The organism is Pseudomonas sp. 1 R 17, assembly GCF_900067035.1.
Taxonomy (GTDB): Bacteria; Pseudomonadota; Gammaproteobacteria; order Pseudomonadales; family Pseudomonadaceae; genus Aquipseudomonas; species Aquipseudomonas marginalis.
This window is the reverse complement of sequence record NZ_FKLB01000006.1, coordinates 90,848-105,472: the sequence shown is the minus strand read 5'-3', so window position 1 is coordinate 105,472 and position 14,625 is coordinate 90,848. Positions and strand designations below refer to the sequence as shown.

Below are 14,625 nucleotides of genomic sequence, written 5' to 3'. Positions count from 1 at the left end.
GTTAGCTGCATCAGAAGTCATTATCGTCTCCCAGGAGTCCATCATGGCATTTGATCTCATCACCCCCTCGGACCGTCGTCATTCCACGTTGCAAAAGGGTTTCAACCTGCGCTGGCCATTGGGCAACGTCCAGGGCGAGTCTTCACCCAACGGCGCCAGCCAGATCTACCTCTGCCACACCCCACAAGACATCATCGACGCAGCCGCCCAGGCCCTGGCTGTGCCCAATGGCCGTATCACGGTGCGCAGCGGCGGGCATTGCTATGAAGGATTTGTCTCTAACAAGATGCCGGATGTGCCAGGCGAGGTGTTGTCGATCCTGGACATCGGCCAGATCAACCAATTGGCCTACGACCCCAACGGCCTGATCAGCTCAGTGCTGGTACCCGCTTCGCCCCATCGCTATGCATTCCGCCTGGAGCCCGGCTGCCAGAACTGGGACACCAGCGTCGCGCTGTACAAATTGGCAGGCAAGGCGCTGCCCAGTGGATCCTGCTATTCGGTGGGACTGGGCGGGCATATCTGCGGCGGCGGCTATGGGTTGTTGTCGCGTAAATACGGGCTGGTCTGCGACTGGCTGGACGGCGTCGACTTGCTGGTCGCCAATGGACCCGGCCCGGGTCTTGAACCTGTCCATGTCTCCCGTAACAGCCTCGACACTGATGAGCTGGACCTGTTCGCCGCCTGTTGCGGCGCCGGTGGTGGGCAGTTCGGCATCATCACCAGTTACTATTTCAAGACGCTGCCGCCAGCCCCGGACGAAGTGCTTTGGCTGCCATTGGAATGGGACTGGTCAGACCTCACACGCGCCGCCCTCGAACGTTTGCTGCACGCCTATCAAAACTGGTTCGTGGACCATCAGGCCGACCCGGCAAGCTGGGGCCTGGCCACCAAACTGGAAATGCGTCATCTGAACACTGGCAACGTGACCCTGGGCATCCACTACGTCGACAAGGACGGGAAGCTCGATGACCTGGCGCCTTTCGACGACTTTGTCAGCAGCATGCAGACCGCGGTGGGTGTCGGTGCGACGGAGTCGCTCCTGCCGTTCCACGTCGCGCATCAGCCACGTGGCGGGCAAAAGGGCCGCTGGGTCGACTCTCTGCAGAGTGCCCATGAGGCCGCCAGGCGCTTGGACTGGCTGTACGCCACCCAATCGCTCAACGGTTCCGGTGACAATCAGCGCGGGCGGTATAAATCGGCGTATCAGAAAGGCGGGTTTACACAGCGCGTGCTGGACGCGATCTGGACGACGCTGACCTTGCCGGACCCCGAGCAATACCTGACCCAGAGCCTGATCCAGATCCAGTCGTTCGGCGGGCGCATCAACCAGATGGACGGCCCGATCCTGGCGCAGACGTCAGCCGCGCAACGCTCCTCGTACCTCAAATGGCAACCGCAGTGTTACTGGCACGCCGACGATGACGCCATCGACCGCGCCCATGCCGACTGGATCCGCGGCCTCTATTACGCTGCATTCACCAACGGTGTTCCCAATGACCCTGAGTTCGAGGGCTGCTACATCAACTACCCCGACCTGGACATGACCCACCTCGGTGGCAATCCCGCGAACCCCAGGAACCCTCTGTGGTATGGAATTTTCTTCCCCAACACGATCATCGAGAACCGCCTGCGCCGAACCAAGCAACGCTGGGATCCATTGAATGTGTTCCGTAACGAAATGTCGGTGCCCTGAGCCCGGCCAACGGGCGGCCCGCAGGCCGCCCACTGCTTACAGCTCGATCCGCTCGACCTTGCCCACCAGCAGCACATAGGAGAGTGCGCCCAACAGCGCCAGCACGGCGATGTAGGTGATCGCCGGCGCAAACGAATCGCCACTGGCCAGGAAACCGATGACGATCGGCGTGGCAATCGCCGCCAGGTTGCCGATGAAGTTGAACACCCCGCCGGTCAGTCCCAGCAGACGTGCCGGGGCAAGCGTCGAGACCAGCGACCAGGTGATCGAGGCCAGGCCATTACCGAAGAACGCCAGGGCCAGGAAGGCGATGACCAACGGTGTCGATTCGACGAAGTTGGCGCCAATGATCGCCGTAGAGATCAACAGGCCGCTGATGATCGGCAACTTGCGGGCAAACCCCACCGAGGCGCCACGGCGGATCAGCCAGTCGGAAAACAACCCCGAACACAGCACGCCGACGAAAGCCGCGAGGAAGGGCAGTGACGCGAGCATGCCGGACTTGATGAAGTCCATGCCGCGGTATTTCACCAGGTAGGTCGGGAACCAGGTCAGGAAGAACCACAACGTGGAGTTCAGGCAGAACTGCCCCAGGTAGATACCCCACAACTTGCGCTTGCTCAGGACGATGCCCAGGTCGACCCAGCTGAAGGGCGCCTTGCTCTTGCTCGCTTGTGCGCTCAAGTCCACCAGCCCGCCACCTTCGCGGATCAATTCGATTTCAGCGGCGTTGACGCCTTTGAAATCACGGGGCTCGCGATACAGGGCATACCAGATTGCCGCCCACAGAATGCCCACGCCACCGGTCACGACAAATACCATGTGCCAGCCGTAATGGTGCTGCAACCAGGCCAGGACCGGCGTCAGGAACGCCAGCCCGACAAACTGCCCGGAGGTGTAGAAGCCAATGGCCGTGGCGCGCTCACGCTCGGGGAACCAGCTGGTGACCACGCGACTGTTGATGGGGTAAGCCGGTGCTTCCAGGGCACCCACCGCCATGCGCAGCACAAACAGCGCAATGAAGCTGGCGGCAAAACCGAGCATCACGGTGGCGATAGACCACAGCAACAGGGCGGCGGTGTAGAGGATACGCGGCGGCACCCGGTCCACCAGCCAGCCGCCGGGGATCTGCATGGCGGCGTACGTCCAGCCGAACGCGGAGAAAATCAGCCCGACATGTACCGGGTCGATACCCAGTTCGCTGGTCAGCGCCGGGGCGGCAATCGACAGGTTGCTGCGGTCGAGGTAGTTGATCACGACGGTGATAAACAGCAGCACCATGATGAAGTAGCGCTTTCGGGTAGGCGTGACTAAAGAAGCCTGCCCGCTCAAGGATTCAGGTTGCATGGTAGGTGCCTCTTCTTATATTTGTTGAGGAAGGGACTTCTGCAGAAACCGGATCAACATGTGGGAGGGGGCAAGCCCTCTCCCACATGTTTGACCGCGTTCTTTCAGGCAGACATCACCACTCGGCAAAGCTGCCGTCGGCGTGGCGCCAGATCGGGTTGCGCCAGCGATGGCCGATGGCTGCGCGTTCGATCACGTATTCCTCGTTGATCTCGATCCCCAGGCCCGGCCCGTTGGGGATTTTCACAAAGCCCTGGTCATAGTCGAACACGCCCGGGTCGCGCACGTAGTCGAGCAGGTCGTTGCTCTCGTTGTAGTGAATGCCCAGGCTTTGCTCCTGGATAAACGCGTTGTAGCAAACCGCATCCAGTTGCAGGCACGCCGCCAAGGCAATCGGGCCCAGCGGGCAGTGCAGGGCCAGGGCCACGTCGTAGGCTTCGGCCATGTTGGCGATCTTGCGGGTTTCGGTGATACCGCCCGCGTGGGAAGCGTCCGGCTGGATGATGTCGACGTAGCCTTCGCTGAGCACGCGCTTGAAGTCCCAGCGCGAGAACAGACGCTCGCCCAGGGCAATCGGGGTGCTGGTCAGCGGCGCCAGTTCCTTGAGGGCTTCGTAGTTTTCGCTGAGCACCGGCTCTTCGATAAACATCAGTTTGTACGGGTCCAGTTCTTTCATCAGCACCTTGGCCATGGGCTTGTGCACACGGCCATGGAAGTCGACGCCGATGCCGACGTTAGGGCCGACCGCATCGCGCACGGCCGCGACGTTGGCCAGGGCCAGGTCGACTTTTTCGAAGCTGTCGACAAACTGCAACTCTTCGGTGCCGTTCATTTTCACCGCAGTAAAGCCACGGGCCACGGCCTCTTTGGCGGCGCGGGCGGTGTCGGCCGGGCGGTCGCCACCGATCCACGAGTACACGCGAATCTTGTCGCGTACCTGGCCACCCAACAGGTCGCTGACCGATACGCCCAGGGCCTTGCCCTTGATGTCCCAAAGCGCCTGGTCGATGCCGGCGAGGGCGCTCATGTGCACGGCGCCGCCACGGTAGAAGCCGCCGCGGTAGAGCACGGTCCAGATATCTTCGATATTGCGTGGGTCCTTGCCGATCAGGTAATCGGACAGTTCCTCGACCGCCGCAGCCACGGTGTGAGCGCGGCCTTCGACTACGGGCTCACCCCAGCCGGTCACGCCCTGGTCGGTCTCGACCTTGAGGAAGCACCAGCGCGGCGGGACGATAAAGGTCGTCAGTTTGGTGATTTTCATCTGTTATCTCTCTTATAGATGCAGCGCCAGGGGCGCGGAACTTGATCTCAGCTCAGGGCTTTCCAGGCGGCGACATAAGCCTGGGCGCGGCTCGCTACCTGATCCACTGTCATACCCGGTTTGAACAACCCGGAACCCAGCCCGAACCCCTTGGCGCCGGCGTCGATAAACACCTGCATGTTGTCCGGGGTAATGCCGCCCACCGGCAGCAGCAACGTGCCTGCCGGCAATACCGCCAGCCACGCCTTGATCACAGAAGGGCCCATTTGCTCGGCCGGGAACAGCTTCAACACGTCGGCGCCTTCATCCAGCGCGGCGAACGCCTCGGTGGGCGTGGCCACCCCCGGCGACAGGTACAGGCCAGCGGCCTTGGCGGCGCGCAGGACCTTGGCATCGCTGTGGGGCATGACGATCACTTGGCCACCAGCGGCTTTCACCTGCTCGACCTGCGCAGGCGTCAACACCGTACCGGCGCCGATCAGGCAATCGGCGGGCAGGCTGTCGCGCAGGGTGCGGATGCTGGTGTAAGGGTCCGGCGAGTTGAGCGGGACTTCGATCACGCGAAAACCGGCGTCGTACAGCACCTGGCCGACCGCCTGGGCTTCGTCCGGGCGCACACCGCGCAGGATCGCGATCAAACCGTTTTGTGCCAGTGCTTGCTTGAGCATGTCAGGCCTCCGTTGCAGGTTGAGTGAGCCCGGCGGCCACTGCCAGTTGCCACAGGCCGCGCTCGGTCGCTTCCTGCGCCAGGCTGACGTGGGCGAAACCGCAGAGGGCGAGGGCGCGTTGGTAGCGCACGCAAAGCGGGCCAGCGCCCACCAGGATGATGGGGATGTGCCGTGCACTGGCTGGCAAGCCGGCCAGTTCATGGCCGATCAGCAGGCCGGACAGGTAATCGGGCTGCTGCTCAGGGGTGAGTTCGGCGGTCAGGCCCAGGGTGCGCGCACTGAACAAGGTCGACAGCACGCCGCGCTGGCCATCGTTCGACAGCGCCACTTGAACGCCGCGGTCAAAAGCCTCGGCCTGGAACTGCGCGGATACCTTTTGCGTACGCCCCAGCAGGCTGTGCTTGCTCAGCACCGCGAACAGTTCACCGGTCATGAAGGTATCGAAGTGGGTGATGCAACCTTCCACCACCTCGACCCATTTGGAATGGCTGCCGGGCAGGCCGATCAACATTTCACCGTTGGCCGACAGGCTTTGCAGCACACCCAGCACCTGGGTTTCTTCACCGCGCATCACATTGGGCAAACCGACCTGCTCGATCACGCCGGGCACGATATGCACATCGACGCCGCGCAGGCTGCGCACCGTGTGCAACGCCTGGCCCAGGCTGGCGACGTCGACCGGCGTATTGCGATATGCCGCCTCGCTCCAGCCCTGGGCGCTGCCGACCATGCCGCAGGCGATCACTGGAAGATGGGGTTGGGCGTCGAGCCAGTCGCCGCATGCCGCATCGAACGCCAACTCGAAGCCATCGCTGCAGTGCACACCGCCGATGTCCCGGGGCTCACTGGGCAAATGCATGATGCCCGACGCCAGCGAGCGCTGTTCCAGCACGACGCCTGCGGGCCCGAGTTTATAAGCACGAAGGGAGCTGGTCCCCCAATCGAGCGCGATCAATTGCGCCTGCATCGCTTCACCTGAAATGAGTGGGTGCTGAAAAAAGCAGATGGGCGAATATAAACCTATGACCGGCAATATCTCAATATATAAATAACAGTCCCATATATTGAGACAAGACAAGATAAATCCTACAACTTCCTCGCCTTTTACTGCGGGAAGGGGCGGTTTTTATCTGATAAGGGGAGGTTAAAAAACCGACAGGTCCAGCTCGCGCATCGCACCCATCCAGATCGCGTGATCGGTGTGATCCTTCAGCTCATCGCCGGTTTCGGGGTGCAGGAACACCACCAGCCCATTGCGATGCAGCGCCAGCCACGGCAGCACCACACCAATGTACTCGGCATCGAACGCCAGCTGGCAGCTCCAGTCCGGGTGCGGGCCTACGGGCCGTTCATGCACACGGCCCATACGCAGCGGGAACAGTTTCGCGCCGTCTTCACATAGGGTGCGCGCCTGGTCGATGGTGCTGGCGTCAAAGTAGATATGGGCATGGTAGCCCTTGATACGTTGCATGACGGACTCCGGATCCAATGTGCGGCAAATCCTAGACCGCAATCGATGGCAGGGCCAGTCCGGTCAGGGACTGCGCGCTGCTGGCCTGTTCTGCCTGCAACCAGTCGACGAAACGTTCGACCAACTGCCCACGCCGCTTGCGCTGGGGCTGCACCACGTAATAGCCAAAGCGCGAAATCACCGTGTTGCCGATCGGTCGGCACAACCAGTTCTGTTCCAGCAGGTTATCCACCAAATGGCGCCAGCCGATCGCCACCCCTTGGCCGGCAATCGCTGCCTGGATCAATAAGGTGTAGTTGTCGAATCGCAGCTGGCCGGGCGTGGGTGCGGCGGTGATACCCAGCTCGCGGAATACACCACTCCAGTCGAACCACTGGCTGTTGTTTTCCTGGCGCAGGTGCAGCAACGGGTAGTCGGGCAAGGTGTGCACAGTCAAAGGCCTGGCCTGCTCCTTGAGCCATTGCGGGCTGCACACCGGGAACACTTCCTCGTTGAACAGCCAAAGGCTGTCGCCCTGCTTGAAGCGACCATCGCCAAACAGCACTGCCACATCGATGTCACTGCGCAGTGTCGCGTGGTTGCGCTCGCTGGTCACCAGGCTCACGTCCACCTGCGGGTTGGCGGCGTGGAAGCGATGCAGGCGCGGCATCAGCCAATAGGCGGCGAACGCAAAGTCTGTGGCCACTTGCAGCACTTCGTGCTGGTCCTGCTGGGTAATCACACTGAGGCCCTGGTTGATGTTCTGCAAACCGCCTTGCACATGCTCGAACAGCAGGGCGCCGGCGTCGGTCAGTTCGATGCCCCGATAGATGCGGTCAAACAGGCGGATCGTCAGTTGTTCTTCAAGGCGCTTGATCTGCTGGCTGATCGCCGGCTGTGTGGTACCCAGCTCCATCGCAGCGGCGGTAAAGCTGCGATGGCGCGCGGCCGTCTCGAATGCGCGTAGCAGGTCGAGGGACAGGTCTCCAAGGGCTTCATACATAAGCTGCGCTTATCCTAGACATTGCTCGTCATGGGCTTTACCCCATTTTCCATGGGCTGCATGCTCATTCGCATAAACACTGCCTATGGAATGCCGAAGACCCATGAAGCGCAAGAACATTCTTTTCATCATGGCCGATCAAATGGCCGCGCCGATGCTGCCGTTCTACGGACATTCCCCCATCAAGCTGCCGAATTTGAGCCGCCTCGCCGCACAGGGCGTGGTGTTCGACGCGGCCTATTGCAACAGCCCACTGTGTGCCCCCTCACGCTTCACCCTGGTCAGCGGCCAATTGCCGAGCAAGATCGGCGCCTACGACAACGCGGCGGATTTTCCCGCCGATGTGCCGACCTATGCCCACTACCTGCGGCGCCTCGGTTATCGCACCGCGCTGTCGGGCAAGATGCACTTCTGCGGCCCCGACCAACTGCACGGCTATGAAGAACGCCTGACCAGCGACATCTACCCCGCCGACTATGGCTGGGCAGTGAATTGGGATGAGCCGGACGTACGCCCCACCTGGTACCACAACATGTCCTCGGTGCTGCAAGCCGGCCCGTGCGTGCGTACCAACCAGCTGGATTTCGACGAAGAGGTGGTGTTCAAGGCCCAGCAGTACCTGTTCGACCACATCCGCGAAGACGGTGACCAGCCGTTCTGCTTGACCGTGTCGATGACCCATCCCCACGACCCGTACACCATTCCCAAGCCGTTCTGGGACCTGTACGACGACAACGACATCCCTTTACCTGCAACGCCGAACCAGGAAGATCTCGACCCGCATTCCCAGCGTCTGCTCAAGGTCTATGACCTGTGGGACAAGCCGCTGCCTGTGGATAAGATTCGCGACGCCCGCCGCGCCTACTTCGGCGCGTGCAGCTACATCGACAGCAATGTCGGCAAGCTGCTGCAGACCCTGGAAGACACCGGCCTGGCCGACGACACCATCATCATTTTCTCCGGCGACCACGGCGACATGCTCGGTGAACGCGGCCTCTGGTACAAAATGCACTGGTTTGAAATGGCCGCCCGCGTGCCGCTGCTGGTCAGTGCGCCGGGGCAATTTGCGCCGGGCCGCGTAACCCAGGCAGTGTCCACCGCCGACCTGCTGCCGACCCTGGTGGAACTGGCCGGCGGCGAGCTGGACCCGCGCCTGCCCCTGGACGGCCGCTCGCTGGTCCCGCACTTGCAGGGGCAGGGCGGGCATGACGAAGTCTTTGGCGAATACATGGCCGAAGGCACCATCAGCCCATTGATGATGATTCGCCGTGGCGCCTACAAATTCATCTACAGCGAAGACGACCCTTGTCTACTGTTCGATGTGCACAACGACCCGCACGAGCGGGAAGACCTCAGCCAGTCACCGGAACACCGGCCACTGTTCGAGGCGTTTTTGAATGAGGCGCGGGCCAAGTGGGACATCCCGGCGATCCACCAGCAGGTGCTCGCCAGCCAACGCCGTCGTCGCCTGGTATTCGAGGCGCTGACCCAAGGCAAGCTGAAGAGCTGGGATCACCAGCCACTGGTGGACGCCAGTCAGCAATACATGCGCAACCATATCGACCTCGACGACCTGGAGCGCAAGGCACGTTATCCACAACCCTGCCAAAACCAATAAATACAGAGGGAAGGCCATGCAAAAGTTAACTGCAGTAGTGGGCATGTTGGTGCTAAGTAGTGCCAATGCGTATGCGGACACCCGCTGTGAGACCGTGAAGATGGCCGATCCAGGCTGGAGCGACATTGCCGCCACCAACGCCATTACCGGTTTCCTGCTGAACGGCATGGGCTACAAGGCCAAGGTCGACACCCTGGCGGTGCCGATCACCTTCGGCGGGCTCAAGGACGGCCAGGTGGATGTGTTCCTGGGTAACTGGATGCCGGCGCAGCAGGGCTTCTACGACAAGTTCGTGGCCAACGGCGATGTGGTGCAGTTGGCGAAGAACCTCGACGGCACCGAGTTCACTCTCGCCGTGCCGGATTATGTGTGGGATGCCGGGGTGCATGACTTTGCCGACTTGAACAAATTCGCCGACAAGTTCGACAAGAAGATCTACGGCATCGGCTCGGGCGCGCCGGCAAATATCTCGCTGCAGGAGATCATCAAGAAGAATGACTTCGACCTTGGCCAGTGGAAGCTGATCGAGTCCAGCGAGCAGGCAATGCTGGCGGAAGTGTCACGGGCGGTGAAGAAGCAGAAATTCGTCACCTTCCTCGGCTGGACACCGCACCCGATGAACGTGCAACTGAAAATGCACTATCTCAAAGGCGGCGAGAAATACTTCGGTGACACCGGCAGTGTGTATACCTTGACCCGCAAAGGGTATGCGCAGGCCTGCCCTAACGTTGGCAAACTGTTGACCAACCTGAGTTTCACCCAGGAGATGGAGAACAGCATCATGGCTGAGGTGGCCAACAACAAGGTCAGCAATGCCGACGCGGCGAAGGCGTGGATCAAGGCGAACCCGGCTGTATTGGACAAATGGCTCGACGGTGTGAAAACCGTGGATGGCAAGGACGCGTTGCCGGCAGTAAAGGCCAAACTCTAGGGCCTTGCGCTATTCCAATGTGGGAGGGGGCTTGCTCCCGATAGCGGAGTGCCAGTCAGAGAGATTTAGACGGGTCCACCTATATCGGGAGCAAGCCCCCTCCCACAAGGACCAGTGTGTACTGATACCCTGAGTCAAACCTTTTCAGCCGAGTTATAAATGCCCCGGCCCAACCGCCATACACTCTTCCCCTTCCTCCGCTGGCTCCCGCGTCAAACCCGCGCCAGCGTCGGCCGGGACGCGCTGGTCGGCCTCAGCGGTGCCGTGCTCGCGCTGCCCCAGTCGATTGCCTACGCGCTGATCGCCGGTCTCCCACCGGAGTACGGTCTGTATGCCGCCATCATCCCGGTGCTGATCGCCTGCCTGTGGGGTTCATCCTGGCACCTGATCTGTGGCCCCACGGCAGCGATTTCCATCGTGCTGTACGCCAGCGTCAGCCCGTTGGCCGTGCCGGGGTCTCAGGACTACATCACCCTGATCCTGTTGCTGACATTCCTCGCCGGGGTATTCCAGTGGCTGCTGGGCATGCTGCGTTTTGGCGCGCTGGTGAACTTCGTCTCGCATTCGGTGGTGCTGGGTTTCACCCTCGGTGCCGCCGTGGTGATCGCCCTCGGGCAGCTGCCCAATCTGCTTGGCCTGGATTTACCGAGCCAGGCCACAGCGATCAATAGCCTGCTGGCGCTGATCGACCACGCTGGCGAGTGGGACCACGCCTCCCTCGCCCTTGGACTCGGTACTTTGCTGGTGGGCGCGTTGCTCAAATACCTTGTGCCTCGCTGGCCAACGCTACTGATCGCACTGACCCTGGGTAGCCTGGCAACGTGGCTATGGCCGGCGATGTTCGGGCATGTGGCGCTCGTCAGTTCGTTTATCGGCAAGCTGCCACCGTTCAGCCCGCTGCCGCTGGATCCGGACATGATCCTGCGCCTGCTGCCCAGCGCCGTTGCGGTGGGCATGCTGGGGCTGGTGACCAGCCTGTCGATTGCCCGTTCGCTGTCGGCCCGTTCGCAACAATTGCTCGATGCCAACCAGGAAGTTCGCGCCCAGGGTTTATCCAATATCGCTGGCGGATTTTTCTCCGGGTATCTGTCGGCAGGGTCGTTCACCCGCTCCGGCCTCAGCTATGAGTCGGGCGCCTGTTCGCCGTTGGCCGGGGTGTTTTCCGCAGTATGGGTGGCATTGTTTGCGCTGTTTGGCGCCGCATTGATCGCACATATTCCGATCCCGAGCATGGCCGCCAGCATCTTGCTGATTTCCTGGGGCCTGGTGGATCGTCGGGGTATTCGTGCGTTGTTCCGCGTGAGCCGCGCAGAGTTCGTAGTGATGAGCCTGACCTTTGTCGCCACCTTGTTGCTGGAGTTGCAAACGGCGATTTATGCGGGGGTGTTGGCGTCGTTGTTTTTCTACCTTAAGCGCACGTCGCAGCCACGGGTACAGCAATGGCGTGATGGGGAAGAGGATGTGTTGCGCGTCGGCGGGTCGATCTTCTTTGGCGCCAGCCATTACCTGCAAGTACGCCTGCAAAGCTTGCAGGGTGAACGGGTGGTGATCGAGGCGCAGCAGATCAACTTTATCGACTATTCCGGGGTGGAGATGCTGCACCAGGAGGCGCGTCGTTTAAGCGGGCTGGGCCGTAGCCTGACATTGCGCCGCGCCAGGCCGCAGGTGGTGGACGAGTTGAAAAAACTGGAGGGGGCCGATAAATGCCCCATCCAGTTTGAAGATTGATTACTGCGCCAACTGCCGGCGCAGTTCAGCCAACACCGGCGCCGAATCCGGACGAACACCACGCCACAGAAAGAACGCTTCGGCCGCCTGCTCCACCAGCATGCCCAGGCCATCCATCGCCACGGCTGCGCCTTGCTCACTGGCCCAACGGCAGAACGCAGTCGGTTCCTTGGCGTACATCATGTCGTAGCAAAACGTCTTGCCCGGTTCGATCAGGCTGCCGGCAATCGGCGGTACATCGCCTGACAGGCTGGCGGACGTGGCATTGATGATCACGTCCACCGGCTCACGCAGCCAGTCGAAACCACTGGCGGACACCGGGCCCAGGTCGTCGAACAGCTCGGCGAGCAATTCGGCTTTTTCCACGGTACGGTTGGCGATGATCAACGAAGCGGGACGTTCAGCCAGCAACGGCTCCAACGCGCCCCTTACCGCGCCACCCGCGCCCAGCAACAGGATGCGTCTGCCTTGCAGATTCAAGCCGGCGTTTACCGCCAGGTCACGCACCAGGCCGGCGCCGTCGGTGTTGTCGCCGAGCAACGTGCCGTCAGCGAGTTTGCTCAAGGTGTTCACCGCCCCGGCGCGCTGGGCGCGTTCGGTGAGGCTGTTGGCCAGGCGATAGGCGTCTTCCTTGAACGGCACGGTGACGTTGGCACCTCGGCCCTGTTGGAAAAACTCACGGGCACAGCCGGTGAAATCCTCCAGGGGCGCGAGCAAGGTGCTGTAGTCAAGTTGTTCGCCAGTCTGCTCGGCGAACATACGGTGAATCAGCGGCGACTTGCTGTGGCCGATGGGGTTGCCGAACACCACATAACGATCCATCAAACAGCCGCCTTAGGCGCGGCGATGCCCAGCCAATCGCGGTCTTGCAGGAAGTAGTCGGTTAGGCGTGCTTCTTCGCTGCCGGCCTCGGCTTTCCAGTCGTAGCTCCAGCGCACCTGGGGCGGCAGCGACATCAGGATCGACTCGGTACGCCCGCCCGATTGCAGGCCGAACAGGGTGCCACGGTCGTAGACCAGGTTGAATTCAACGTAGCGGCCGCGACGGAATTCCTGGAACTGGCGTTGCTGTTCGGTATACGCGCTGGCTTTGCGACGTTGCACGATCGGCAGGTAGGCGTCGATGTAGGCGTCGCCGATGGCGCGGATGAAGGCGAAGCAGGTGTCGAAGTCCCACTCGTTCAAGTCGTCGAAGAACAGGCCGCCGATACCACGGGGCTCGTTGCGGTGCTTGATGTGGAAGTAGGTATCGCACCAGGCCTTGTAGCGCGAGTAAACGTCCGGGCCAAACGGCGCGCAGGCCTGCTCGGCCACGCGATGCCAGTGAATGCAGTCTTCTTCGTTGCCGTAGTAGGGCGTGAGGTCGAAGCCGCCACCGAACCACCACACCGGCTCTTCGCCTTCTTTTTCGGCGATGAAAAAACGCACGTTGGCGTGGGACGTCGGCACGTGTGGGTTGTGCGGATGAATCACCAGCGACACGCCCAGGGCTTCAAACCCGCGACCGGCCAGCTCGGGGCGATGCGCACTGGCTGACGGTGGGAGGCCGCTGCCGAACACGTGGGAAAAGTTAACGCCGCCCTTTTCGATGACCGAGCCGTTCTCGATCACACGGGTGCGACCGCCGCCGCCGGCAGGCCGGGTCCAGGCGTCTTCGATAAAGCGAGTGTCCGTCTCGAAGGTTTCCAGGGCGCTGCAAATGCGGTCTTGCAGGTCGAGCAGGTAGGCTTTGACAGCCTCGGTGCGAGTAGTCATGACATCACCTTGAATCGGGCAAAGCTACGCGAAGCCACAGGGCGTCGGCGGCAAATGGGCGCACAGGATACCACTGCGCTTAGATAGCACTGCACATAGCACTGCACTTAGGAGCGCCACAGTTGACGAAGATCAAGCTTAGGAGTCCGATAGGGGGCTACGCGAATTCGACCTCAGGAGAAGTGCAGATGGCCAAACGTATCCAGTTCAGCGCCCATGGCGGCCCCGACGTACTTGAATATGTGGACTACACACCGGCAGAGCCGGGCCCGCAGCAGGTTCGAGTGCGTAACGAGGCGATTGGCCTGAATTTCATCGATACCTATTTCCGCAGTGGCCTTTACGCGCCGCCGGCCCTGCCATCGGGGCTGGGCGCAGAAGGCGCCGGGGTGGTTGATGCGGTGGGCAGCGAAGTCACGCAATTTAAAGTCGGCGATCGCGTGGCCTACGGCAGCGGCCCACTCGGGGCCTACAGCGAATTGCACGTGCTGCCTGCCGCCAACCTGGTACACCTGCCGGACGACATCAGCTTCGAACAAGCCGCCGGCGCCATGCTCAAGGGCCTGACCGTGCAATACCTGCTGCGCCAGACCTATGAGCTCAAAGGTGGCGAGACCATCCTGTTCCACGCCGCCGCCGGTGGCGTGGGCTCCCTGGCCTGCCAATGGGCCAAGGCACTGGGCGTGAAGCTGATCGGTACCGTGAGCTCGCCAGAAAAAGCCGCCCTGGCCAAATCTCTCGGCGCGTGGGAAACCATCGACTACAGCAAGGAAAATGTCGCACAGCGCGTGCTGGAATTGACCGACGGCAAAAAGGTGCCTGTGGTCTACGACGGCGTCGGCAAAGACACCTGGCTGACCTCATTGGACAGCGTGGCGCCACGTGGCCTGGTGGTGAGCTTTGGCAACGCGTCGGGCGCGGTGGATGGGGTGAACCTGGGGATACTCGCGGCCAAAGGCTCGCTGTACGTGACACGGCCGACCCTGGCGACCTACGCCAACAATCCGGCGAACTTGCAGGTGATGGCGGATGATCTGTTTTCGATGATCAAGAGCGGCAAGGTGCGCATTGATATCAACCAGCGGTATTCGCTGGCGGACGCGGCGAAGGCACAGACGGAGTTGTCGGGGCGGCGTACCACTGGGTCGACCATTCTGTTGCCTTGA

Annotated in this window: 13 protein-coding genes; 5 read left to right on the top strand and 8 right to left on the bottom strand. The window is 61.6% G+C overall.

All coding sequences use genetic code 11. The features are described from left to right. The first annotated feature begins 43 nt into the window (after positions 1–43). Positions 44–1,696 (top strand): FAD-dependent oxidoreductase, encoded by a 1,653-nt coding sequence (locus BFP99_RS00540; protein WP_065946457.1) that lies wholly within the window; start codon positions 44–46, stop codon positions 1,694–1,696. 36 nt (positions 1,697–1,732) lie between these two features. Here BFP99_RS00540 and BFP99_RS00535 read toward each other — a convergent pair whose 3' ends face one another. The 6 genes from BFP99_RS00535 to BFP99_RS00510 all read right to left on the bottom strand — a co-directional run bounded on the left by BFP99_RS00535 (position 1,733) and on the right by BFP99_RS00510 (position 7,428). Further along, on the bottom strand, positions 1,733–3,043 hold the full coding sequence (locus BFP99_RS00535; protein ID WP_027608138.1) for an MFS transporter: 1,311 nt from the start codon (positions 3,041–3,043) through the stop codon (positions 1,733–1,735). 115 nt (positions 3,044–3,158) lie between these two features. After that, a complete protein-coding gene (dgoD, locus tag BFP99_RS00530; RefSeq protein ID WP_003170741.1) occupies positions 3,159–4,307 on the bottom strand; it encodes a galactonate dehydratase in 1,149 nt (382 codons plus the stop codon). Between the two features lie 47 nt (positions 4,308–4,354). Then, entirely contained in the window at positions 4,355–4,975 is a 621-nt protein-coding gene (locus tag BFP99_RS00525; RefSeq protein WP_053127387.1) for a 2-dehydro-3-deoxy-6-phosphogalactonate aldolase, read from the bottom strand. A 1-nt stretch (position 4,976) separates the two neighbouring features. Next, entirely contained in the window at positions 4,977–5,942 is a 966-nt protein-coding gene (locus BFP99_RS00520) for a 2-dehydro-3-deoxygalactonokinase (protein ID WP_065946456.1), read from the bottom strand. Between the two features lie 177 nt (positions 5,943–6,119). Then, positions 6,120–6,446: a DOPA 4,5-dioxygenase family protein gene (locus BFP99_RS00515; protein WP_027608141.1), complete on the bottom strand. Its 327-nt coding sequence runs from the start codon at positions 6,444–6,446 to the stop codon at positions 6,120–6,122. 31 nt (positions 6,447–6,477) lie between these two features. Continuing rightward, positions 6,478–7,428 (bottom strand): choline sulfate utilization transcriptional regulator, encoded by a 951-nt coding sequence (locus BFP99_RS00510; RefSeq protein WP_065946455.1) that lies wholly within the window; start codon positions 7,426–7,428, stop codon positions 6,478–6,480. Between the two features lie 103 nt (positions 7,429–7,531). Here BFP99_RS00510 and betC point away from each other — a divergent pair, with 103 nt between their 5' ends. The 3 genes from betC to BFP99_RS00495 all read left to right on the top strand — a co-directional run bounded on the left by betC (position 7,532) and on the right by BFP99_RS00495 (position 11,705). Further along, positions 7,532–9,046, top strand: coding sequence for a choline-sulfatase (betC, locus tag BFP99_RS00505; protein ID WP_065946454.1), 1,515 nt, complete (start codon positions 7,532–7,534; stop codon positions 9,044–9,046). Between the two features lie 16 nt (positions 9,047–9,062). Continuing rightward, the gene (choX, locus tag BFP99_RS00500; RefSeq protein ID WP_065926825.1) at positions 9,063–9,977 is read left to right on the top strand and encodes a choline ABC transporter substrate-binding protein; all 915 of its coding nucleotides are present in this window, start codon (positions 9,063–9,065) and stop codon (positions 9,975–9,977) included. 159 nt (positions 9,978–10,136) lie between these two features. Further along, a complete protein-coding gene (locus tag BFP99_RS00495; protein WP_065946453.1) occupies positions 10,137–11,705 on the top strand; it encodes a SulP family inorganic anion transporter in 1,569 nt (522 codons plus the stop codon). On the opposite strand, the gene aroE is transcribed toward BFP99_RS00495, so the two are convergent. Both aroE and hemF read right to left on the bottom strand, forming a co-directional pair. Next, the gene (gene aroE / locus BFP99_RS00490; RefSeq protein ID WP_065946452.1) at positions 11,706–12,527 is read right to left on the bottom strand and encodes a shikimate dehydrogenase; all 822 of its coding nucleotides are present in this window, start codon (positions 12,525–12,527) and stop codon (positions 11,706–11,708) included. Continuing rightward, the gene (gene hemF, locus BFP99_RS00485; RefSeq protein WP_065926822.1) at positions 12,527–13,459 is read right to left on the bottom strand and encodes an oxygen-dependent coproporphyrinogen oxidase; all 933 of its coding nucleotides are present in this window, start codon (positions 13,457–13,459) and stop codon (positions 12,527–12,529) included. Before hemF ends, aroE begins: the two co-directional genes overlap by 1 nt. Positions 13,460–13,647: 188 nt before the next feature. Between hemF and BFP99_RS00480 the strand changes: the two genes are divergently transcribed. Further along, entirely contained in the window at positions 13,648–14,625 is a 978-nt protein-coding gene (locus tag BFP99_RS00480; protein WP_065926821.1) for a quinone oxidoreductase family protein, read from the top strand.